Here is a 22,604-nt window from a genome sequence, read left to right on the forward strand (position 1 = left end):
CCACAAGAATACGGTCTTTTCACAAGAGTGCACATAAGCTCGGAACCTTCGTTGCCGCCTTCACAAGCTTTGTGGAACAATGCGGCGACATGCGTTTGCGAGGTTGTTGCCGTGATCGACCCCGATGGTTTCCGTCCTAATGTCGGGATCATTCTGACGAATGACGCCGGACAGGTGCTATGGGCTCGCCGTATCAATCAAGATGCCTGGCAGTTTCCACAGGGAGGAATCAATCCCGAGGAGACGCCGGAAGACGCCTTGTACCGCGAGTTGAACGAAGAAGTGGGCCTGGAACGCGAAGATGTTGAAATTCTCGCCTGTACCCGGGGCTGGTTGCGCTATCGTTTGCCGCAACGTCTGGTGCGAACCCACAGCCAACCGCTGTGCATCGGCCAGAAACAGAAGTGGTTTCTCCTGCGCCTGATCTCCAACGAGCAGCGGGTGCGGATGGATTTGACCGGTAAACCGGAGTTCGATGGCTGGCGCTGGGTCAGCTATTGGTATCCGCTGGGCCAGGTGGTGACATTCAAGCGCGAGGTGTATCGCCGCGCTCTCAAAGAGCTTGCCCCGCGCCTTTTAGCGCGCGACTGACGACGGAGTTCGACCCCGAGCCATGCTCAATACGCTGCGCAAGATCGTCCAGGAAGTTAACTCCGCCAAGGATCTCAAGGCGGCGTTGGGGATTATTGTGTTGCGCGTCAAAGAGGCCATGGGCAGCCAGGTCTGCTCGGTCTACTTGCTTGATCCCGAGACCAACCGCTTCGTCCTGATGGCCACCGAGGGCTTGAACAAGCGCTCGATCGGCAAAGTCAGCATGGCACCCAACGAAGGTCTGGTCGGCCTGGTCGGCACGCGTGAAGAACCCCTGAACCTCGAAAATGCCGCGGATCACCCGCGCTATCGCTACTTCGCCGAAACCGGCGAGGAGCGCTACGCCTCGTTCCTCGGGGCGCCGATCATTCACCACCGCCGCGTCGTCGGCGTGTTGGTCATCCAGCAGAAAGAACGCCGCCAGTTCGATGAAGGTGAAGAGGCCTTCCTCGTGACCATGAGCGCGCAGCTCGCCGGCGTAATCGCTCACGCTGAGGCCACCGGGTCGATCCGAGGTCTGGGCCGTCAGGGCAAGGGCATCCAGGAAGCCAAGTTCGTCGGTGTGCCGGGTTCGCCGGGTGCGGCGGTCGGTACGGCGGTGGTCATGCTGCCGCCGGCCGACCTCGATGTCGTGCCAGACAAGTCTGTCGACGACATCGATGCCGAAATAAAACTGTTCAAGAAGGCGCTTGAAGGCGTGCGCGCCGACATGCGCAACCTGTCGACCAAACTGGCCACCCAGTTGCGTCCCGAAGAACGCGCGTTGTTCGACGTGTACCAGATGATGCTCGACGACGCGTCTCTCGGTAACGAAGTCAAAACCGTGATCAAGACGGGTCAGTGGGCCCAGGGCGCGCTGCGTCAGGTGGTGACCGACCACGTCAACCGTTTCGAATTGATGGACGATGAATACCTGCGTGAGCGGGCGTCGGATGTGCGTGACCTAGGTCGCCGTCTGCTGGCCTACCTGCAGGAAGACCGCACGACCAACATGGTTTTCCCCGACAACACCATCCTGGTCAGTGAAGAGCTGACCGCCACCCAGCTCGGTGAAGTGCCGGAAGGCAAGCTGGTGGGGTTGGTCTCGGTACTGGGTTCGGGTAACTCCCACGTCGCGATCCTGGCCCGGGCCATGGGTATTCCGACGGTGATGGGTGTAGTCGACTTGCCGTACGCCAAGGTCGATGGCATCCCGATGATCGTCGACGGGATCAAGGGCGAAATCTACACCAACCCGAGCGAAGTGCTGATCAAGCAATTCGCCGACGTGGTGGAAGAAGAGAAGCAATTGGCGCTGGGCCTCGATACCCTGCGTGACTTGCCGTGTGTGACACTCGACGGTCACCGCATGCCGCTGTGGGTTAACACCGGCCTGCTGGCGGACGTGGCGCGGGCGCAGAAACGCGGTGCCGAGGGTGTCGGTCTGTATCGGACCGAAGTGCCGTTCATGATCAACCAGCGGTTCCCGAGCGAAAAGGAACAACTGGCGATCTACCGCGAACAGCTCGCCGCGTTCCACCCGCAACCGGTGACCATGCGTACGCTGGACATCGGCGGTGACAAGGCGCTGTCGTACTTCCCGATCAAGGAAGACAACCCGTTCCTTGGCTGGCGCGGGATCCGCGTCACCCTCGACCACCCGGAAATCTTCCTGGTGCAGACCCGTGCGATGCTCAAGGCCAGCGAAGGCCTGAACAACCTGCGGATCCTGTTGCCGATGATCTCCGGCATCCATGAGCTCGAAGAGGCATTGCACCTGATCCACCGGGCCTGGGGCGAAGTGCGCGACGAAGGCACCGATGTGCCGATGCCGCCGGTGGGCGTGATGATCGAGATTCCGGCGGCGGTCTACCAGACCAGGGAACTGGCGCGGATGGTGGACTTCCTGTCGGTGGGTTCCAACGACCTGACCCAGTATCTGCTGGCCGTGGACCGCAACAACCCGCGCGTGGCCGATCTCTACGACTATCTGCACCCGGCGGTGCTGCAAGCCTTGCAGATCGTCGTGCGCGACGCCCATGCCGAAGGCAAACCGGTGAGCATCTGCGGCGAGATGGCCGGTGACCCGGCGGCGGCGGTGCTGTTGATGGCGATGGGCTTCGACAGCCTGTCGATGAACGCCACCAACTTGCCGAAGGTGAAGTGGATGCTGCGTCAGATCAATCTGAGCAAGGCGAAGGATCTGCTGGCGGAACTGATGACGATCGATAACCCGCAAGTTATCCACAGCTCGCTGCAACTGGCGCTGAAGAGTCTCGGTTTATCGCGGATGGTCAAACCGCTCTGAACAGAAGATCGCAGCCTTCGGGCTGCGATCTTCAAAGGTTGATCTCCACTTCCCCCAGATGCCCGCCGTACGGCCCGAAACTACGTTCCACCATCCGCCGCGTCCCGTCCGCCTGCACGATCAGCGCCGTACTCGCCCGCGTTCCGTAGCTCTGGCTGGCAATAAACACACTCGACAGCAACGACTCGGTTGCCAGGCCCACGCCGGTGTCCGGCAGTTCGGCAAACGGCGCGGTCTGCGCATCCCCCAGCAGCGCGAGCAATTGCTCGGGTTGCGGATCATCCAGCACCGCACTCAATGCCGCCTTGGCCTTGAGCAGTTTTGGCCACGGCGTATCGAGTCCGGCATTTGAAAGCCCGTAGAGGCCCGGCTGCAAGATCACCGGTTCCGAAGACCGCGCGTTGAAATGCCACAGCTCGTTGGCGTTGCCCAGCAGCAGATTGAACCCGGCATACTCCGGCGAGCGGGCGACAACGTCGGACAGATAGTCATCGATCGACAGGTTTCCGGTCAGAAATCCCGCCACCAGTTCACCCCGGGAACGCCGGGCCGGAGGCTGATGCGGATCGCGGATGTTGGTCAGCGCGGCAAAGCGGCCGTTGGCGCCGAGGCCGAGCCAGGTGCCGCCGGCCTCCAGATCCCGTCCGGCATGAACCTGCGGCGACTCGGGCCATTGGGCCAGCGGCAGGCTGGGCCGGGCGTAGAATTCGTCACGGTTGGCCGCGACGATCAGCGGCTGGGCATGCCCCGGCCGCCAGGCGAAAACGATCAGGCACATAAGGTAGTCCTTGTGTGTTTTTTGCCCACTCTACGCAGACATCGTCCGTGCATCCATCGCCAGTGGAGCCGAAGGCCATGCATCCGTTACCATGCCGCTCCGGTTTTGGGATGCGCCTCTGGAGGCAGTCATGGAATTTCTGCTCTATCTGGCACTGGGTGCCTGTGCAGGCGTGCTGGCCGGGCTGTTCGGGGTTGGCGGTGGGATCATCATCGTTCCGGTGCTGGTGTTCAGTTTCACCTTGCAGGGCTTCGATCAGTCGATCCTGACCCACCTGGCCGTCGGCACGTCGCTGGCGACGATCATCTTCACCTCGGTCAACGCCGTGCGTGAACATCATCGACGCGGGGCGGTGCGCTGGCCGATTTTCGCCTGGATGACCGTCGGGATCCTGCTCGGTGCCGGTTTCGGGGCGCTGACTGCCGAAGCGATCTCCGGGCCCAACTTGCAAAAAATCATCGGTGTGTTCGCCCTGGTGATCGCGGCGCAGTTGGCGCTGGACGTCAAACCCAAGGCCAGCCGAACGGTGCCCGGCAAATTCGGTCTGACCGTGGCCGGCAGTGTGATCGGCTGGGCCTCGGCGATTTTCGGGATTGGCGGCGGCTCGTTGACCGTGCCGTTCCTGACCTGGCGCAGCGTGCCGATGCAGCAGGCCGTGGCGACTTCGTCGGCCTGTGGCCTGCCGATCGCCGTGGCAAGTGCAATAAGTTTCATGATTCTGGGCTGGCATGATCCGTTGCTGCCGGCCCATAGTCTCGGGTTTGTGTATTTGCCGGCGCTGCTGGGCATTGCGCTGACCAGCATGGTGTTCGCCCGTCTCGGCGCGCGGCTGGCGCACAAGTTGTCGCCGAAGTTGCTGAAACGGCTGTTCGCCGCTTTGCTGTTCTGCGTGGGACTGAGCTTTCTGTTCTGAGGCGTCTGTTCCGAGCAGGCCACAATCCTGGCTTAATCCTGAGGTGGCAGCGTCGCCCGGGAATTTTGAAGATTTGAACTCTAACGAGGAGTCGCAATGCTGCCTTACCCGCAGATCGACCCGGTGGCCCTGGCCATCGGTCCGCTGAAAATCCATTGGTACGGCCTGATGTATCTGGTCGGCATCGGCGGTGCGTGGCTGCTGGCGTCGCGCCGGCTCAACCGTTTTGACCCGACCTGGACCAAGGAGAAACTCTCCGATCTGGTGTTCTGGCTCTCGATGGGCGTGATTGTCGGCGGGCGACTGGGCTATGTGCTGTTCTACGATCTGAGCGCCTACATCGCCAACCCGACGCTGATTTTCGAGGTGTGGAAGGGCGGCATGTCGTTCCACGGCGGCTTCATCGGCGTGATGCTGGCGGCTTTGTGGTTCGGCAAGCGTAACGGCAAGTCGTTCTTCCAGCTGATGGACTTCGTGGCACCGATGGTGCCGATCGGTCTGGGCGCCGGACGTATCGGCAACTTCATCAACGCCGAGCTGTGGGGCAAGGCCACCGATGTGCCGTGGGCCATGGTGTTCCCGCCGTTCAGCGACCCGGCGCAACTGCCGCGCCACCCGTCGCAGCTGTATCAGTTCGCACTGGAAGGCGTGGCATTGTTCCTGATCCTCTGGCTGTTCTCGCGCAAGCCGCGACCAACCATGGCGGTCTCGGGCATGTTCGCGCTGTTCTATGGCATCTTCCGTTTCATCGTCGAATTCGTCCGCGTGCCGGATGCGCAACTGGGCTACCTGGCCTGGAACTGGCTGACCATGGGTCAGATCCTCTGCGTACCGATGATCATCGGCGGGCTGTTCCTGATCTGGCTGGCCTACCGCCGTGCCCCGTCGGCGCCGGTTGCACCGACAGCTTAAATATTCGAACCCCGGCGCAGCTGGCCGGGGCTCAAGGACACAGGTAACTCATGAAGCAATATCTCGATCTGGTGTCGCACGTCATCAACAACGGTACCAAACAGGCCAACCGTACCGGCGTGAACACCATCAGCTTTCCGGGCGCGATGCTGCGCTTCGATCTGCAGGAAGGTTTCCCGGCGATCACCACCCGCAAGATGGCCTTCAAATCGGCCATCGGCGAAATGTGCGGCTTTCTGCGTGGCGTGAACAACGCCGCCGAATTCCGTGCGCTGGGCTGCAAGGTCTGGGATCAGAACGCCAACGAAAACGCCCAGTGGCTGGCCAACCCGTTCCGCCAGGGCGAAGACGACCTCGGCGAAATCTACGGTGTGCAATGGCGCAAATGGCCGGCGTACAAGCAGATCCCGCTGAGCAACAGCGCCGCCATCGAACAAACCCTGAGCAACGGCTACAAGCAGATTGCCCAGGGCGAAGAAGACGGCCAGGCCTACGTGGTGCTGTACAAAGCCATCGATCAGGTGCGCCAGTGCGTCGACACGATCATCAAGGACCCGGGCAGCCGGCGTATCCTGTTCCACGGCTGGAACTGCGCCCAGCTCGATGAAATGGCCCTGCCGCCGTGCCATCTGCTGTACCAGTTCCACCCGAATGTCGAGACCAAAGAGATCTCTTTGACGCTCTACATCCGTTCCAACGACCTGGGTCTGGGCACGCCGTTCAACCTCACCGAAGGCGCCGCGCTGCTGAGCCTGATCGGTCGCCTGACCGGCTACACGCCGCGCTGGTTCACCTATTTCATCGGTGACGCCCACGTCTACGAAAACCATCTGGACATGCTCAACGAACAGCTCAAGCGCGAGCCGTTCGCCATGCCGAAACTGAAGATTTCGGATCGTGTGCCGGAGTTTGCCAAGACGGGTATTTACCAGCCGGAGTGGCTGGAACTGGTGGAGCCAGGCGACTTCTCGCTGGAAGGTTATGAGCACCATGCGCCGATGACCGCGCCGATGGCGGTCTGATCAAACACCGAGGGAGCCAAATGGCTCCCTCAGTTGTTTCTGGCGTTCTTAATGGCCGTGGCTGCGGCCCACATGCGAATGCTCAACCTCCGCCGCCACAACCCCGCCACTCACCTCCAGCCGCTGCAGGATCCCGCACTGATCCGCCTCCGGTCCTTCGCCACAACGCTGGCGCAGGTCGAGCAGTTGCGTCTGCAACGCCAACAACCCGTCGATCCGCGCCTTGACGTGCTGGATGTGCTCGTCGATCAGTGCGTTCACGCTTTCGCACTGATCCTGCGGACTGTCGCGCAAGGCGAGCAGGCTGCGGATTTCTTCGAGGGTCATGTCGAGGGTGCGACAGTTGCGGATGAAGGTCAGGCGCTCGGCGTGGGCCTGGGTGTAGACGCGGTAGTTGCCGTCGCTGCGGGCCGGCTCCGGCAGCAGGTTTTCGCGCTCGTAGTAGCGAATGGTTTCCACGGCGCAATCGGTCTGTTTCGCCAGTTCTCCGATCTTCATGACGGCAATCTCCAAAAGGGTGCTTGACCCTATAGTGGCTACAGGGTCTTTACTTGGCAACAGGCACCTTCATGGACGCGACCAATGAGCGATTCCCAGCACACCCACAAATCCCACGCGGGACACGATCACAGCCACAAATTGCAGCCTGTGCATAAACATGACCATGGTGCTGATGCCTGCTGTGCATCAAAAGCCGCGGTCCCGTCGCTGATTCAACTGAGCGAGGCGAAAAGCGCCGACGCCCGCTTGAGCAGTTTCCGCATCGAAGCAATGGACTGCCCGACGGAGCAGACACTGATCCAGAACAAGCTCGGCAAACTGGCCGGGATCCAGCAGCTGGAATTCAACCTGATCAATCGCGTGCTCGGCGTGACCCATAATCTGCCGGACACCGCGCCGATCATCGACGCGATCAAATCCCTCGGCATGCAGGCCGAGCCGCTGGAGGCCGGCGTTGATTCCCCGGCCGCCGCCCCGGTGAAAAAACACTGGTGGCCATTGGCGCTGTCCGGCGTCGGTGCGCTCGCCGCCGAAGTGATCCACTTCACCAGCGCCGCGCCGACCTGGGTGGTGGCGATCATCGCGCTGATCTCGATCCTCAGCGGCGGCCTCACCACTTACAAGAAGGGCTGGATCGCCCTGAAGAACCGCAACCTCAACATCAACGCCCTGATGAGTATCGCCGTGACTGGCGCCGTGTTGATCGGCCAGTGGCCGGAAGCGGCGATGGTGATGTTCCTCTTTACCGTGGCCGAGCTGATCGAAGCGCGCTCGCTGGATCGCGCACGCAACGCCATCAGCGGTTTGATGCAGATGACGCCGGAGCAGGCGACGGTGTTGCAGGCGCACGGCAACTGGGTCGAACTGGACGTCAAAAGCATCGATCTCGGCGCCCGCGTGCGAGTGAAACCCGGCGAGCGCATCGCGCTGGACGGTGAAGTCGTCAGCGGCAGTTCGACCATCGATCAGGCACCGATCACCGGTGAAAGCCTGCCGGTTGAGAAAACCGTCGGCGACAAAGTTTTCGCGGGCACCATCAACCAGGCCGGTTCGCTGGAATACACAGTGACCGCAGCGGCAAACAATTCCACCCTGGCGCGGATCATCCACGCCGTGGAACAGGCGCAAGGCGCACGTGCGCCGACCCAGCGCTTCGTCGATCAGTTCTCGAAGATCTACACCCCGGTGGTCTTCGTTCTGGCCCTGGCCGTGGCGATCATCCCGCCGCTGTTCATGGGGGGCGCGTGGTTCGACTGGATCTACCGCGCGCTGGTGCTGCTGGTGGTCGCGTGCCCGTGTGCACTGGTGATTTCCACCCCGGTGACCATCGTCAGCGGCCTCGCGGCGGCGGCGCGCAAAGGCATTCTGGTGAAGGGCGGCGTGTACCTGGAGGGCGGTTTCAAGCTTGACTATCTGGCCCTCGACAAGACCGGCACCATCACCCACGGCAAACCGGTGCAGACCGATTACCTGTCCCTCGACCCGACTGCCGACGGCACGGCTCCGGCGATTGCCGCCGCGCTGGCCGGGCGCTCCGATCACCCGGTGTCGCTGGCCATCGCCAATGCCGCTGTGGATAAAGGTTTCGCGCCGCTGGTTGTGGATAACTTCGAAGCGTTGGCCGGGCGCGGTGTGAAAGGTGAGGTCAACGGTCAGGCCTACCATTTGGGCAATCACCGACTGGTGGAAGAACTGGGCCTGTGCTCGCCGCAACTGGAAGAAAAGCTGTTCGCTCTGGAGAAGCAGGGCAAGTCCGTGGTGTTGCTGCTCGACAGCTCCGGCCCGCTGGCGCTGTTCGCCGTGGCCGACACCGTCAAGGAAACCAGCCGCGAGGCGATCCGCCAATTGCACGATCTGGGCGTGAAAACCCTGATGCTCACCGGCGACAACGTTCACACCGCGCAGGCGATTGCGGCGCAGGTCGGGATCGATCAGGCCAAGGGCGACTTGTTGCCGACCGACAAACTGCAAGCCATCGAAGACCTGTACGCACAGGGCCGTCGGGTCGGCATGGTCGGCGACGGCATCAACGATGCGCCGGCACTGGCTCGGGCCGAGATCGGTTTCGCCATGGCGGCGGCCGGTACCGATACGGCGATTGAAACCGCTGATGTCGCCCTGATGGACGACGATCTGCGCAAGATTCCGGCCTTCATCAGTCTGTCCCGCAACACGGCCTGCATCCTGAAACAGAACATTGCGTTGGCACTGGTGATCAAAGCGATCTTTCTTGGGGTAACCTTCGCCGGGCTCGCCACCATGTGGATGGCGGTGTTTGCCGACATGGGCGTGAGCCTGCTGGTGGTGTTCAACGGTTTGCGCCTGTTGCGCAAATAGAGGAAGAGGGACGGTTGTGCTGAGTGCCGAGCTGAAAGCGTTTTACATGGTGGCCCGTCTGGGCAGCATCACGCTGGCGGCGAAAAAGCTCGGCCTCAGTCAACCGACCGTGACCACCCAGATCCGTAATCTGGAAAGCCAGTATTCGGTGGAGCTGTTCTACCGTGGCGGCCGACGGCTGAGTGTCAGCGACGAAGGCGCGCGGCTGTTGCCGATGGTCAAGGCGCTGTTGCAGCAGGAGGCCGATATCGAATTCTTCCTGCGTAACAGCGGCCAGGTACAGGGCACGCTGCGCATCGCCGCCACGGCGCCGTATTACATCCTCGATCTGGTGAAGACCTTTCGCGAGCGTCTGCCGCAGGTCGAAGTCTCGGTGGAAATCGGAAATTCACAGCAGGTGCTCGAAGCGCTGGAGGATTATCGAGTGGATGTCGCGGCGTCATCGCAGTTGCTCGACGATGCGCGGCTGATCCGCCGGGTGCTCGGCAGCGATCCGCTGGTGCTGGCGGTGCATCGCAATCATCCGCTGGCGGCGCACGACCATGTGACGCTGAACGCGCTGGCCGGGCATACCCTGTTGATGCGTGAACCGGGCTCGACCACCCGTCGCCTGACCGAAGAATTGCTGGCCGGCGCCGGGGTCGGTTTTGGCCCGTTGCTGGAGATCGGCAGCCGCGAGTCGATCCGCGAGGCGGTGCTGCGCAACATCGGTATCAGCATCATTGCCCGCCAGGAAGTGCCGCATGATCCGCAGTTGCGGGTGCTGACCCTCGAAAATGCGCCGCAGATTCCTGAATACCTCTACTGCCTGAAGGAACGCAAGAACGCCCGGCTACCGGCGGCGTTTCTGGGGCTGGCGCAGGAAATGTCCCCAGCCTGATCAACCAAAATCCCTGAATACCACTATCGGTCGATTTTGCCTCGTTGCCATATGACCGACGCATTACAACTCTAGGATTTGCCTCATCTGCTTGATGAGGTCTGTCCATGAACCCTGCAATCGCAACTGCCCTGACCAACCCCGGCGCCCCGATGAAAGTGTGCGGCGTGCAGAAGCGCTTCGGCGCCTTCACCGCGCTGGATAATGTCTCCCTCGATGTCGCGGCCGGTGAGCTGGTGTGCCTGCTCGGCCCGTCGGGCTGTGGCAAGACCACGCTGTTGCGTTGCATCGCCGGTCTGGAGAAGCAGGACAGCGGCGAGTTGTACCTCGGCGAGCGCGACGTTTCCCACCTCGCGCCACAGGCTCGGGACTACGGCATCCTGTTCCAGTCCTACGCGCTATTCCCCAATCTGACCGTCGAAGCGAACATTGCCTACGGCCTCGCCGGCAGTGGTCGCGATGAAGTACGCCGTCGTGTCGGTCAGATGCTGGAACTGGTCGGCCTCACCGGCAGTGAGAAAAAGTACCCGGGCCAGTTGTCCGGCGGTCAGCAACAACGAGTTGCTCTGGCCCGAGCGCTGGCCCCGGCGCCGTCGCTGCTGTTGCTCGACGAACCGATGTCGGCCCTCGACGCCCGCGTCCGCGAGCACCTGTGCACCGAGCTGCGCCAACTGCAACGCAACCTCGGCATCACCACCCTGATGGTCACCCACAATCAGGACGAAGCCATGCTGATGGCTGACCGCATCGCCGTGATGAACAACGGCAAGGTCGAGCAGTACGCTACCCCGCAGGAAATCTACAACCGTCCGGCCACACCGTTCGTGGCCGAGTTTGTCGGCCAGGGCAACTGGCTGCCATTCCAGCGCAGCAGCGACAGCCACGCCAAGGTCGGCGGGATGAACCTGCGTCTGGCCGATGGCAGCGTCCATAGTCCGTCGGGCCGACTGTTCTGCCGTCCGGAAGCGATCAACGTCAATCCGCTGGTGCACGAAGAAAACCTGTTCCCGGCCAAGGTCCGCGAGATCACTTTCCTCGGCAACCGCTGCCGCATGAGCTTCGAACTTGATCAATTGCCCGGCCATGCCTTACTCGCCGAACTGGCGCCGGAAGCCATGCCGCGCCTCGGCGCCCAGCAGATCATGGTTGCCTTGCCGCCACGCAGCCTGCAGGTGTTTGCCTGATGAACAGCAACCTCGCACTGCCGCTACCGCAAAAGCAGGCGCGGCAGGTGGCCGGGGCCGAGGTCGGCGACCGGATCTTCGTCCTCGGCGGCAAACTCCTGCTGCTGGTGCTGCTCGGTGTGGCGGTGCTGTTGCCGTTGCTGGCGATCTTCTGGCGCGGTTTCAGCAGCGAAGCCGGGCAGGGCGGTGGCTGGCTCGCCGCGAAGGAGCTGGTGAGCAGCGACAATTTCCATTGGCTGCTCGGCAACAGCCTGAAAGTTTCCCTCAGCGTGGCGGCGATCGTCGTACCGTTGGCCTACCTGTTTGCCTACGCCTTGCAACGTACGCTGATTCCCGCAAAAGGCATCTGGCGCGGGATTTCCCTGCTGCCGCTGATGGCGCCGTCGATGTTGCCGGGGATTGCCCTGGTCTATCTGTTCGGCAATCAGGGCATGTTGCGCGGGCTGCTGTCGGACAACATCTACGGCTTCTGGGGGATTGTTCTGGGTGAGGTGATCTACACCTTCCCACACGCCTTGATGATTTTGCTGTCAGCCCTGTCGCTGGCGGATGCGCGACTGTTCGACGCCGCGTCGAGCATGGGCGCCAGTCCGCCAAAAGCGTTCCGCAGCATTACCTGGCCGGCGACACGCCAGGCCGTGTTCGCCGCGTTCTGTCTGGTGTTCACCCTGACCATCACCGATTTCGGTGTGCCGGTGGTGGTCGGTGGCGACTACCAAGTGCTGGCGCTGGAAGCCTACAAAGCGGTGGTCGGCCAACAACAATTCGGTCGCGGCGCCTTGATCGGCATGGTTCTGCTGCTGCCGGCACTGTTCAGCTTCGGTGTCGATGCCTGGCTGCGTCGTCGTCACGGCGACTCCATGAGCGGCCGCGCCCAAGTGTTCAAACCGGCGCCGTCGAAGAAGCGCGATGCCTTTTATCTGGCCATCGTCCTGCTGATCAGCGCGGCGTTGCTGCTGGTGTTCGGCATGGCGGTGTTCTCGTCGCTGGTGAAGTTCTGGCCGTACAACCTGTCGTTGTCGCTCAACCACTATCAGTTCAACGAGACCGCCGGCGGTGGCTGGCTGGCCTACGGCAACAGCTTGAAGATGGCTCTGGGCACGGCGTTGATCGGCAGCGTGCTGATCTTCACCGGCGCCTACCTGATGGAAAAGACCCGCAGCCAGCGCGGGCTGAATCTGACGCTACGCATGCTCAGTTTCGTACCGATGGCGGTGCCGGGGCTGGTGCTGGGTCTGGGTTACGTCTTCTTCTTCAACCTGACTGGCAATCCGTTGCATGTGCTGTACGGGACCATGACCCTGCTGATCGTCTGCACCATTGCTCACTATCTGACCACCGCGCAGATGACCGCCACCACCGCGCTGCGTCAGCTCGACGCCGAGTTCGAAGCCGCCGCGCTGTCGCTCAAGGCGCCGCTGTACCGGCATTACCTGCGGGTCACCGTGCCGATCTGCCTGCCGGCGCTGCTGGACATCGTGCGCTATCTGTTCGTGTCTGCGATGACCACCGTGTCCGCCGCGATCTTCCTCTACAGCCCCGACACCATCCTCGCGGCGGTGGCGGTGCTGAACATGGATGACGCCGGCAACGTCGGTGGTGCGGCGGCGATGTCGACCCTGATTCTGTTCACCTCGGCGGGCGTGTCCTTGCTGCTGGCGTGGGCTTCGCGCGGCTTGCTGCGCCGTTCCCAGGCCTGGCGGCAAACGGCGCCCGGCCACTGATCCACGACTTATCCCGATAGCCTCAACTCACCGACAGGAAAACGATCATGTTCAAGCCTATGGCCCTGGCCGCTGCTGTGCTCGCTACTTTCAGCCTGAATGCCTTCGCGGCAAAAACCGAGTTGACGGTGTACACCGCTCTCGAAGCCGAACAGCTCAAGAGCTATAAGGAAGCGTTCGAAAAGGCCAATCCGGACATCGAGATCAAGTGGGTGCGTGATTCCACCGGGATCATTACTGCCAAACTGCTGGCCGAAAAAGAGCGTCCGCAGGCTGACGCGGTATGGGGCCTGGCCGCTTCGAGCCTGGCGATCCTCGATCAGCAAGGCATGCTGCAAAGCTACGCGCCGAAGGACCTGGGCAAGATCGGCGCGAACTACCGCGATGCCGCCAACCCGCCAGCCTGGGTCGGTATGGACGTCTGGGCTGCGACTATTTGCTTCAACACCGTCGAAGCCGAAAAACAAGGTCTGACCAAACCGGTGAGCTGGCAGGACCTGACCAAGCCTGAGTACAAAGGCAAGATCGTGATGCCGAACCCGGCCTCGTCCGGCACCGGTTTCCTCGACGTCAGCGCCTGGCTGCAAACCTTCGGCGAGAAGCAGGGCTGGGCTTACATGGACGGCCTGCACCAGAACATCGGCCAGTACGTTCACTCCGGTTCCAAGCCTTGCAAACTGGCGGCGGCGGGCGAATTCCCGATCGGGATTTCCTTCGAGTACCCGGCCGTTCAGCTGAAGCGTCAGGGCGCGCCGCTGGACATCATCCTGCCGAAAGAAGGCCTGGGTTGGGAGATCGAAGCGACTGCCGTGATCAAAGGCACACCGCACGAAGAAGCCGCGAAGAAACTGGCCGACTTCTCCGCCAGCGCCCCGGCGATGGATCTGTACAAGGAAAACTTCGCCGTCCTCGCACAGCCGGGCATCGCCAAGCCGCAGACCGAACTGCCGGCCGACTACGAACAGCGCCTGATCAAGAACGACTTTGCCTGGGCCTCGAAGAACCGCGACGAGATTCTGACCGAATGGCGCAAGCGTTATGACGGCAAGTCCGAGAAAGTCGCTGCCAAGTAAGAACTTCATCGACTGACAGGGCCCCATCGCTGGCTTGCCAGCAATGGTGGTCTCTTATTCAGAGCACTTCTCAATGACACAACACAAAGACTTGCTGATCGTCGGCGCCGGCATTATGGGCCTGTCCCACGCCTATGCCGCCGCCCGGCGCGGTCTCAAGGTCACGGTTTTCGAGCGCACCGCCACACCACTCGGCGCCTCGGTACGCAACTTCGGTCAGGCCCTGGTCACCGGCCAGCCACCGGGCCCGATGCTGGAGCTGGCCAAGGCCAGCCGCGAACTCTGGGGCCAGTGGGCGCAACTCGCCGGGCTGCAACTCAAGCGCAACGGCTCGTACCTGTTCGCCCGCACCGAGGCCGAAGAACACTTGCTCGAAGCCTTCTGCGCCGGGCGCGCCGTCGAGCACGACTACCGCGTCGAGCTGCTACGCGGTGCCGCGCTGCGCGATCTGTATGGCGGTCAGTTCAGCCATCACCGCGCCGCGCTGCACGGGATGGACGATCAACAACTGTATTCCCGGGAAGCGATTCCGGCGTTGATCGAATACCTGCGCCGCGAACTCAACGTCGGGTTTCACTTCTCGACGCTGGTGCGCGACGTCGAACCGGGACGCCTGCACAGCACGGCCGGCACCTTCACCGCCGAGCAGATCATCGTCTGCTCCGGCCATGATTATCAGACCTTGCTGGCCGAACCGATTGCCGCCCTCGACCCGCAAATCTGCCGCCTGCAAATGCTTCGCGCTCGGCCGCAGATTGACCTGAACTTGCAACACGCCTTGCTCACCGGTCTCAGCTGCGTGCATTACGGCGCCTTCGCCGACTTGCCGGAAGCGGTGGCGGTGCAGGCACAGATCCTGCGCGAACAACCGCACCTGCAGGAAAACGGCATTCATCTGCTGATCAGCCCGACGCCGTATGGCGAACTGATCATCGGCGACTCGCACCATTACGGCAGCGATCCATCGCCGTTCAACGCCGAGCAGGTCGACAACTGGATGCTCGAACTGGCCGAACAGACTCTCGGCTGCAAGGTGCAAGTGGTCGAGCGCTGGCAGGGTGTCTATGGTTCCCGTGGACCAGGTCCGTTTTCGTTCCTGCGTCCGGCGCCGGGGCTGAATGTGGCGCTGATGCACAGCGGCGTCGGCATGAGCGTCGGCCCGGCCATGGCCGAGCGCAATGTTGCACAGCTTTTTGGAGAGCTTTGATGTTGAGTCACGAGCAAGTCATCGACCGGGTGTTCGGCCTCTACGAGCGCTTCGGCGCCAGCGACTACATCGGCGAACCGGTGTCGCAGATCGAACACATGTCCCAGGCGGCGCAACTGGCCATCGCCGAAGGCTTCGACGACGAAGTGGTACTCGCCGCGTTCTTTCACGACATCGGCCATTTTTGTGCCGAGGGCGCGGAGAACATGGGCGGTTATGGCGTGGTCAGCCACGAACGGCTCGGTGCGGACTATTTGCGTGAAGCCGGATTCAGCGGGCGCCTGGCGCGGCTGGTGGAGTATCACGTCCAGGCCAAGCGTTATCTGACGCTCAGGGAATCGGGCTATTACGAACGCTTGAGCGAAGCCAGCCGCCGCACCCTGGAATATCAGGGCGGGGTGATGACGGAGGCTGAAGCCGATGCGTTCGAGCAGGATCCGTTGTGCGACGTCAGTCTGAGGATGCGTCAGTGGGATGAGCTGGCGAAGGAAATGGCCGTACCGGTGATTGATCTTGAAGTCTTGAAGCACAAGGCCTTCACCGTGTTGTCCCGCGAGGCGCGCTGAACCTTCTTACGTCAAACCGGGAAACGGTGCATGGCGCGTGTTGCCCCCTCGGCCCAGACTGGTTTTTTTGCCGAAGGAGCGCACGGATGCGTTTTTTGAAAGTGATTGCTCGGGATCGATCGAGCAGCGGCGCGGGGCACAGTGTCCAGCTGCGCTTTCATGACAGCGAACAGGATTGGCGCGAAGCGTCAGTTCGCGAAGTCGCGCAACTGCGCAGCTTCTCCAGCACCTATCTGAAATGTGCCTGGTTCAATGCGGCCGATGACGATGCGCGACATCTGCGGATCTTCGCTCTGAACCCCGGCGGCGATGGAACACCGGAGTCAGTCAGGCTGCACTTTCACGAGGGCGAAACCATCGCTTATAAAGCTGCCGTCCATGACCTGGATAACGATGGCAGCTTCGAGGTTGTCCTGTGTTCGGACGTCGACAACGACGGGCGCGCCAATCGCACGGATCGCAGCCGCGTGACGGCGCTGGTCAAACAGTTCCTCAAACTTGGCTGGTTCTAGAGTTCGAGGACGTTGCTCACCAGCTCATCGATCTGTTCCTGACGCTGGGCCTGATTCAGCTTTGGATGCGGATTGAGCGACGACCATTGCGGGTGGGCCCGGGCGATGTTCAATGCCTCCGGCAGCTTGCCTTCGCGCCAGGTCTTGTCCTGCGGCGTCGCCACCTGAACGGTATCCATCGCTGCATGACCACGGGCATTCAGCGCTTGCAGCAGTTGCCGCTGACGCAATGCCAGCAGTCGCAATACGTTGTCGTCGACCGTCAGTTCCCGCTGCCCTTTGATCTTGCCGAGCAGGCGATTGCCGTAGCTGCGGGCGGTTTGCAGGGCGCCGCCGGCAATTGCTCCGGCCAGGGCGGCGGCGCCGAGGGTGATGCCGCCGACCAGTAAATCCACACCTGCCCCCGCGGCTGCACCGGCCGCAATCCCGCCGCCGACCCGCACGCCCAGTTGCTTGAGGGTTTCCGGGTTGAACAGGTCATCGCCCCAGCGCCCGTCGAGCAGCGGCAGATCGCTGGCGGCGGCGTCTTGCGGGCGGAAGGCGTAGAGCTTGAGCAGTGCTTCGACGCATTTCTGCTCGCGTTGGCGCACGGCTTTGCGCAGTTCGCTGATGGCCTGTTGTTCCTGCTCGGCGTTGCTCGCCACACTGCGCCGGCACGCGGCGCAGTCGATCAGCAATTCGGCGATCAGGCGTGCGGCACTTTGCTCGCGGGCGAGACGTTGGGCCTGTTGATCGGCGATCAGCCGTTCAAGCTGCGGGCGGGCATTTTCCAGCAGCAACGCGAGACTTTCGTACAGCCGCCGCTCGCCATCCTCCGGCGGGGCGACGCTGTCGAAACGCACCAATGCATGCAGCCCCAGACGCGCCAGTGCTTCACGCCAGTCCGGTTCGCGGTGGTTGGCGCTGCTGACGAAATTCAGCACCGGCAGCAACGGTTTGCCGCAACTGGCCAGCACCTCCAGTTCATCGCGGTACTTGGCCAGCACCGGTTCACGGGCGTCGATCACATACAGGCCGGCATCGGAATCGAGCAGTTGCCGCAGCACTTTGGCTTCCTGTTCGAAACGCTGGCGCGCTTCGCTGCCGTCGAGAAACCGCGCCAGCCGTGCCGGACCGTCGAGGCGTTCGCCGGGGCGTTCAAGACGCTCGAGAAAATCCAGCAGGGCGATGGCATCTTCCAGACCGGGCGTGTCGTAGAGGTCGAGCAACGGCTCGCCATCCACCGACAACCGCGCGCCTTCGACATGCCGCGTGGTGCTCGGGCGATGGGAGACTTCGCCGAAACCAACGTCGCGGGTCAGGGTGCGCAACAGCGAAGTCTTGCCGACGTTGGTATGGCCGACCACCGCCAGTTTCAGCGGCGCTTTCCAGGCATCAGTCATGTCCGTGCTCCAGCCAGTTCAACGGGGCGCAATCGGCGAACGGCAGCTCCAGTTGTTGCAGCGCCACGTGCCAGTCACCGAGGCGTTCGGCGTCCAGCGCCTGACCTTGTGGCGCCTGCAACAGCCAGACGCGGGTCGCGGTGGCATTGCGCGCCAGCTCGGCAATCAGCGCCAGGCTGCCGCGATCCGGTGAACGCCGTGGGTCGCAAGCAATCGCGAGGCGCGCCGGCGGGAAGCGGCTGAGTTGTTCGAGCAGCTTATTGCGCGATTCACGGCTGTCGAGGATGCCGGCGTTGCTGACGTTTTTTGGCAGCGTCGGCGGCCATGGGTGTTGATCGTCTAGTTCGATCGCCACCAGCAACGCGCCGTTGCTGGCGTGTTCGCCGACGGTGCTTTCGACGCGGTGCAATTGCGCTGGCTCGGGGTCGGTGATGCCGAGGCGTTCGCTGGTCGGCATCAGGCGTTCGCGCAGTTGGGCGTAACCGGGCAGGTTCAGGTCCAGCCGCAATGCGGCTTTGCCGCTGTTCCAGCGCCAGAAGCAGAACAGCGCCAACAGCAGGCGCGGCAGCACGCCGTACACCACCAGCACGCCGACCAGCCAGGTCGCCCAGGCCTGACGGGCGCTTTCGATGTTCAGCGCGGTGTCGCCGCTGGCGCGGATCATGTCCACAGTCGGCACGTTGAAACCCAGCAACGCCGGCAATGCGCCGAGGGCCTGAGTCATGTTGATGAACGTGTCGGCGCTGAGAATCGTGGTTTCCCAGACGAAGCCGTAGCGACGGGTCGCCATCAGCGTCAGCAGCAAAACCAGCGCGCTGAACATCGCCAGCAACCACAGTCCATTGACCAGCGTACCGAGCGCCCAACGATTGAGTTTCTGGCGTTGCAGCATCAACAGCAGGGCCGGCGCCAGTTGCGCAGCCTTGGCGTCGCGGGCGAGTTTTTCACTGAGCCACAACCACAAGCGGCCAAGAGTGGCGCCATGTTCGCCAGCGAAGATCAGCCCAAGCGCCCAGCTCAACAGCAGAATCAGATTCAGCCCGAGCAGGCTGCCCAGGGCCCAGAACACATTGACCGGCGTCTGGCCCAGTGCGGCGAAGGCCAGACCCGCGCCGCTCAATACGGCGAGGATCGCCAGTAACACCAGCGCCAGGCGTGCGCCTTGCAGCCAGTGCCTGAGCGCAGAGGTCAGCCCATCGCGCTCGGCCAGCCACAGGGCGCGGCGCTGAATGCGTCCCGGCAGATCGCCGCCGGCCGCGCGGGCCAGGCGATTGGCTTCCTGATCGTCCAGCGGGCCTGCGTGTTCTTCGCGCAGGCGCACGGTTTCGGTGAGCCAGAGGTTTTGCAGTGAAGTCAGTTCAGTCACGCGGCATCCCGTTGCTTGATTGAGCCGTGAGCATAACCGCTGTGGCGCTTATCGGGGTAAGCGCGGCTCTGGTATCCTCGCCGGCATGACTAAATCACTCCCCCTCAGCCTGATCGCAGCCCTCGGTGAAAACCGTGTGATCGGCGTCGATAACAGCATGCCCTGGCACCTGCCGGGGGACTTCAAATACTTCAAGGCCACGACGCTCGGAAAGCCGATCATCATGGGTCGCAAGACCTGGGATTCGCTGGGTCGTCCGTTGCCGGGCCGTTTGAACATCGTAGTCAGCCGTCAGCAGGATCTGGTGCTGGCAGGTGCGGAAGTCTATCCGTCGCTGGAAGCTGCCGTGGTTCGTGCCGAAGAGTGGGCGAAAGAGCAGGGCGTCGACGAGTTGATGCTGATTGGCGGGGCGCAACTGTATGCGCAAGGGCTGGCACAGGCGGATCGTTTGTATCTGACCCGTGTGGCGCTGAGCCCGGAAGGCGATGCGTGGTTTCCGGAGTTCGATCTGAATCAGTGGAAACTGGTGTCGAATGTGCCGAATCCGGCTGAAGGCGACAAACCGGCTTACCACTTCGAAGTCTGGGAAAAAGCCTGAATCTGTGGCGAGGGAGCTCGCTCCCTCGCCACAGCGTCAATCAAGCCTGAACAAGCTCCGCATGCTCATCGGCATCCAGCAGGGCCTTGTCGGTCTGCTGCATCACCTGGCTGGTAATCGCGCCAGCGGTGATCGAACCACTCACGTTCAGCGCCGTACGACCCATGTCGATCAGCGGCTCGACCGAAATCAGCAACGCCACCAGCGAAACCGGCAAGCCCATGGCCGGCAGCACAATCAGCGCGGCGAAGGTCGCGCCGCCGCCCACGCCCGCCACACCGGCCGAACTCAGGGTCACGATCGCCACCAGCGTCGCGATCCACAGCGGATCCAGCGGGTTGATGCCGACGGTTGGCGCAACCATCACTGCCAACATTGCCGGGTACAGACCGGCGCAGCCGTTCTGGCCGATGGTCGCGCCGAACGAGGCGGCGAAGCTTGCCACCGATTGCGGAATGCCCAGACGACGGGTCTGCGCTTCGATGCTCAGCGGGATGCTTGCGGCGCTGGAGCGGCTGGTGAAGGCGAAGGTCAGCACCGGCCAGATCTTGCGGAAGAAGCGCAGCGGGTTGATCCCGGCCGCCGACACCAGCAAGCCATGCACCACGAACATCAGGCCCAGACCGAGGTACGACACCACGACGAAACTGCCGAGCTTGATGATGTCCTGCAGGTTGGAACCGGCCACCACTTTGGTCATCAGCGCCAGCACGCCGTACGGGGTCAGCTTCATCACCAGGCGCACCAGACGCATCACCCAGGCTTGCAGGGTGTCGATGGCGTTGATCACTTTCTGACCTTTCTCGGCGTCATCCTTGAGCAGTTGCAGCGCAGCAACCCCCATGAACGCGGCAAAGATCACCACGCTGATGATCGACGTCGGTTTGGCCCGGGCCAGGTCGGCGAACGGGTTCTGCGGGATGAACGACAGCAGCAGTTGTGGCACGTTAAGGTCAGCGACCTTGCCGGCGTAGTCGGTTTGAATGGTTTGCAGACGGGCCATTTCCTGAGTACCGGCGACCAGGCCTTCGGCGGTCAGGCCGAACAGGTTGGTCAGGCCGATGCCGATCAGCGCCGCAATCGCCGTGGTGAACAGCAGCGTGCCTATGGTCAGGAAGCTGATCTTGCCCAGCGAAGAGGCGTTGTGCAGGCGGGCCACCGCGCTGAGGATCGAGGCGAACACCAGCGGGATCACGATCATCTGCAGCAGCTGCACGTAACCGTTGCCCACCAGATCGAACCAGCCGATCGAGGCTTTCAGCACCGGGTTGCCGGCACCGTAGATCGTGTGCAGCGCGACGCCGAACGCCACGCCCAGCACCAGGGCGAGCAGGACTTTTTTCGCCAGGCTCCACGAGGTGTGGCGGGTTTGCGCCAGACCGAAGAGCAGGGCGAGGAACACCAGCAGGTTGAGAATCAGCGGCAGATTCATGAGTTCTCCAGAAAAGACTTTGCCAACAGCCTTCCGGGGCTGCTGCGAACCGGCAAGCCTAACAGTTTGATTTCCAATGAATTAATACCGAAATTGAAGGTCGTCCGTCGTTTTTGGAATAAGCGTGTGTCGCTCTCGGGGATGCAGCTGGCGCAAAAGGGACGAGGACGGTCGCTGACAGACGGGAACTGTCACACTGATTTGTTAGCGTCGATCTCTTTCAAACCGGGGAGAAACGCAGAATGAAGTTCGCACCTAAAATGCTGGCTGCCGCACTCTGCTTCGGCCTTGTTGGCCAAGCGTTCGCCACTGACCTGAAACACTGGCCGGCGGATCAGGCCAAGGCGCTGGACGCGATGATCGCGGCCAACGCCAACAAGGGTAACTACGCGGTGTTCGACATGGACAACACCAGTTACCGCTACGACCTCGAAGAGTCGCTGCTGCCGTTCATGGAAAACAAGGGCCTGATCACCCGTGACAAGCTCGACCCGTCGCTGAAGCTGATTCCGTTCAAGGACACCGCCGACCACAAGGAAAGCCTGTTCAGCTACTACTACCGCCTCTGCGAAGTCGACGACATGGTCTGCTACCCATGGGTGGCGCAGGTGTTCTCCGGCTTCACCCTCAAGGAGCTCAAAGGCTACGTCGACGAACTGATGGCCTCGGGCAAACCGGTACCGGCGACCTATTACGAAGGCGATGTGGTCAAGAACATCGACGTGCAGCCGCCGAAAGTCTTCACCGGTCAGGCCGAGCTGTACAACAAATTGATGGAGAACGGTATCGAGGTCTACGTGATGACCGCCGCCTCCGAAGAACTGGTGCGCATGGTCGCGGCCGATCCGAAGTATGGCTACAACGTCAAACCGCAGAACGTGATCGGCGTGACCACGTTGCTGAAGAACCGCGAGACCGGCGAACTGACCACTGCGCGCAAGCAGATCACTGCCGGCAAGTATGACGAAAAGGCCAACCTCGGCCTGGAACTGACACCTTACTTGTGGACCCCGGCGACCTGGATGGCCGGCAAGCACGCGGCGATCCTGACCTACATCGACGAGTGGAAAAAACCGGTACTGGTGGGCGGCGACACCCCGAGCAGCGACGGCTACATGCTGTTCCACAGCGTTGACGTGGCCAAGGGCGGCATTCACCTGTGGGTCAACCGCAAGGACAAGTACATGACCCAGCTCAACGGCATGATGGCCAAGCACGCGGCGGCCCAGGCGAAAGAAGGTTTGCCGGTGACGGCGGACAAGAACTGGGTGATCGTGAAGCCGGAAGAGATTCAGTAAGCCTCAAGGCAAAAAAATGCCCCGCACCTGGCGGGGCATTT

Annotated in this window: 20 protein-coding genes; 15 read left to right on the forward strand and 5 right to left on the reverse strand. The window is 62.2% G+C overall.

Going from position 1 to position 22,604, the window contains the following annotated elements; translation table 11 throughout:
* The first annotated feature begins 111 nt into the window (after window positions 1-111).
* A complete protein-coding gene (locus CAF87_RS11550) occupies window positions 112-591 on the forward strand; it encodes an RNA pyrophosphohydrolase (RefSeq protein ID WP_003229203.1) in 480 nt (159 codons plus the stop codon).
* A gap of 22 nt (window positions 592-613) precedes the next feature.
* Window positions 614-2,878 carry a phosphoenolpyruvate--protein phosphotransferase gene (gene ptsP, locus CAF87_RS11555; protein ID WP_085709024.1) on the forward strand — a complete coding sequence of 755 codons (2,265 nt, stop codon included), beginning with the start codon at window positions 614-616 and terminating at the stop codon, window positions 2,876-2,878.
* A gap of 31 nt (window positions 2,879-2,909) precedes the next feature.
* On the opposite strand, the gene CAF87_RS11560 is transcribed toward ptsP, so the two are convergent.
* Complete coding sequence (locus tag CAF87_RS11560) at window positions 2,910-3,656, reverse strand: NRDE family protein (protein WP_085731525.1); 747 nt, start codon at window positions 3,654-3,656, stop codon at window positions 2,910-2,912.
* Window positions 3,657-3,786: 130 nt separating this feature from the next.
* Between CAF87_RS11560 and CAF87_RS11565 the strand changes: the two genes are divergently transcribed.
* The 3 genes from CAF87_RS11565 (at window position 3,787) to CAF87_RS11575 (ending at window position 6,503) form a co-directional block, all read left to right on the forward strand.
* Window positions 3,787-4,569 (forward strand): sulfite exporter TauE/SafE family protein, encoded by a 783-nt coding sequence (locus tag CAF87_RS11565; protein WP_085731526.1) that lies wholly within the window; start codon window positions 3,787-3,789, stop codon window positions 4,567-4,569.
* Between the two features lie 96 nt (window positions 4,570-4,665).
* Window positions 4,666-5,481, forward strand: a complete 816-nt coding sequence (lgt, locus tag CAF87_RS11570) for a prolipoprotein diacylglyceryl transferase (RefSeq protein WP_065258902.1) — start codon at window positions 4,666-4,668, stop codon at window positions 5,479-5,481.
* 50 nt (window positions 5,482-5,531) lie between these two features.
* Window positions 5,532-6,503 carry a thymidylate synthase gene (locus CAF87_RS11575; RefSeq protein WP_085731527.1) on the forward strand — a complete coding sequence of 324 codons (972 nt, stop codon included), beginning with the start codon at window positions 5,532-5,534 and terminating at the stop codon, window positions 6,501-6,503.
* 48 nt (window positions 6,504-6,551) lie between these two features.
* Here CAF87_RS11575 and cadR read toward each other — a convergent pair whose 3' ends face one another.
* A complete protein-coding gene (gene cadR / locus CAF87_RS11580) occupies window positions 6,552-7,001 on the reverse strand; it encodes a Cd(II)/Pb(II)-responsive transcriptional regulator (RefSeq protein ID WP_007953454.1) in 450 nt (149 codons plus the stop codon).
* 84 nt (window positions 7,002-7,085) lie between these two features.
* On the opposite strand from cadR, the gene CAF87_RS11585 reads away from it, so the two are divergent.
* The 8 genes from CAF87_RS11585 to CAF87_RS11620 all read left to right on the forward strand — a co-directional run bounded on the left by CAF87_RS11585 (window position 7,086) and on the right by CAF87_RS11620 (window position 16,487).
* The gene (locus tag CAF87_RS11585) at window positions 7,086-9,341 is read left to right on the forward strand and encodes a heavy metal translocating P-type ATPase (protein ID WP_085731528.1); all 2,256 of its coding nucleotides are present in this window, start codon (window positions 7,086-7,088) and stop codon (window positions 9,339-9,341) included.
* A 16-nt stretch (window positions 9,342-9,357) separates the two neighbouring features.
* The gene (locus CAF87_RS11590; RefSeq protein WP_085731529.1) at window positions 9,358-10,221 is read left to right on the forward strand and encodes a LysR family transcriptional regulator; all 864 of its coding nucleotides are present in this window, start codon (window positions 9,358-9,360) and stop codon (window positions 10,219-10,221) included.
* A gap of 107 nt (window positions 10,222-10,328) precedes the next feature.
* Complete coding sequence (locus CAF87_RS11595; protein WP_085731530.1) at window positions 10,329-11,405, forward strand: putative 2-aminoethylphosphonate ABC transporter ATP-binding protein; 1,077 nt, start codon at window positions 10,329-10,331, stop codon at window positions 11,403-11,405.
* Window positions 11,405-13,129, forward strand: coding sequence for a putative 2-aminoethylphosphonate ABC transporter permease subunit (locus CAF87_RS11600; protein ID WP_085731531.1), 1,725 nt, complete (start codon window positions 11,405-11,407; stop codon window positions 13,127-13,129). The genes CAF87_RS11595 and CAF87_RS11600 overlap by 1 nt, the downstream gene beginning before the upstream one ends.
* A gap of 47 nt (window positions 13,130-13,176) precedes the next feature.
* A complete protein-coding gene (locus CAF87_RS11605) occupies window positions 13,177-14,202 on the forward strand; it encodes a putative 2-aminoethylphosphonate ABC transporter substrate-binding protein (RefSeq protein ID WP_085731532.1) in 1,026 nt (341 codons plus the stop codon).
* 43 nt (window positions 14,203-14,245) lie between these two features.
* On the forward strand, window positions 14,246-15,409 hold the full coding sequence (locus tag CAF87_RS11610; protein WP_139831715.1) for a TIGR03364 family FAD-dependent oxidoreductase: 1,164 nt from the start codon (window positions 14,246-14,248) through the stop codon (window positions 15,407-15,409).
* Window positions 15,409-15,975 (forward strand): phosphonate degradation HD-domain oxygenase, encoded by a 567-nt coding sequence (locus tag CAF87_RS11615; RefSeq protein ID WP_085731534.1) that lies wholly within the window; start codon window positions 15,409-15,411, stop codon window positions 15,973-15,975. The genes CAF87_RS11610 and CAF87_RS11615 overlap by 1 nt, the downstream gene beginning before the upstream one ends.
* Before the next feature lie 86 nt (window positions 15,976-16,061).
* Complete coding sequence (locus CAF87_RS11620; protein ID WP_085731535.1) at window positions 16,062-16,487, forward strand: hypothetical protein; 426 nt, start codon at window positions 16,062-16,064, stop codon at window positions 16,485-16,487.
* On the opposite strand, the gene CAF87_RS11625 is transcribed toward CAF87_RS11620, so the two are convergent.
* Together CAF87_RS11625 and CAF87_RS11630 are read right to left on the reverse strand one after the other, a co-directional pair.
* On the reverse strand, window positions 16,484-17,869 hold the full coding sequence (locus CAF87_RS11625; protein WP_085731536.1) for a GTPase/DUF3482 domain-containing protein: 1,386 nt from the start codon (window positions 17,867-17,869) through the stop codon (window positions 16,484-16,486). The two genes, CAF87_RS11620 and CAF87_RS11625, sit on opposite strands and share 4 nt — an antisense overlap.
* A complete protein-coding gene (locus CAF87_RS11630) occupies window positions 17,862-19,235 on the reverse strand; it encodes a DUF2868 domain-containing protein (protein WP_085731537.1) in 1,374 nt (457 codons plus the stop codon). The genes CAF87_RS11625 and CAF87_RS11630 overlap by 8 nt, the downstream gene beginning before the upstream one ends.
* Window positions 19,236-19,320: 85 nt before the next feature.
* Between CAF87_RS11630 and CAF87_RS11635 the strand changes: the two genes are divergently transcribed.
* Window positions 19,321-19,833, forward strand: coding sequence for a dihydrofolate reductase (locus tag CAF87_RS11635; RefSeq protein ID WP_085731538.1), 513 nt, complete (start codon window positions 19,321-19,323; stop codon window positions 19,831-19,833).
* Window positions 19,834-19,873: 40 nt separating this feature from the next.
* On the opposite strand, the gene CAF87_RS11640 is transcribed toward CAF87_RS11635, so the two are convergent.
* Window positions 19,874-21,265, reverse strand: a complete 1,392-nt coding sequence (locus CAF87_RS11640) for an L-cystine transporter (protein ID WP_085731539.1) — start codon at window positions 21,263-21,265, stop codon at window positions 19,874-19,876.
* 242 nt (window positions 21,266-21,507) lie between these two features.
* Between CAF87_RS11640 and CAF87_RS11645 the strand changes: the two genes are divergently transcribed.
* Window positions 21,508-22,563, forward strand: coding sequence for a phosphorylcholine phosphatase (locus CAF87_RS11645; RefSeq protein ID WP_085731540.1), 1,056 nt, complete (start codon window positions 21,508-21,510; stop codon window positions 22,561-22,563).
* Window positions 22,564-22,604: the final 41 nt, after the last annotated feature.

Origin of the sequence: Pseudomonas sp. R38(2017) (genome assembly GCF_002112395.1) — a bacterium.
GTDB lineage: Bacteria > Pseudomonadota > Gammaproteobacteria > Pseudomonadales > Pseudomonadaceae > Aquipseudomonas.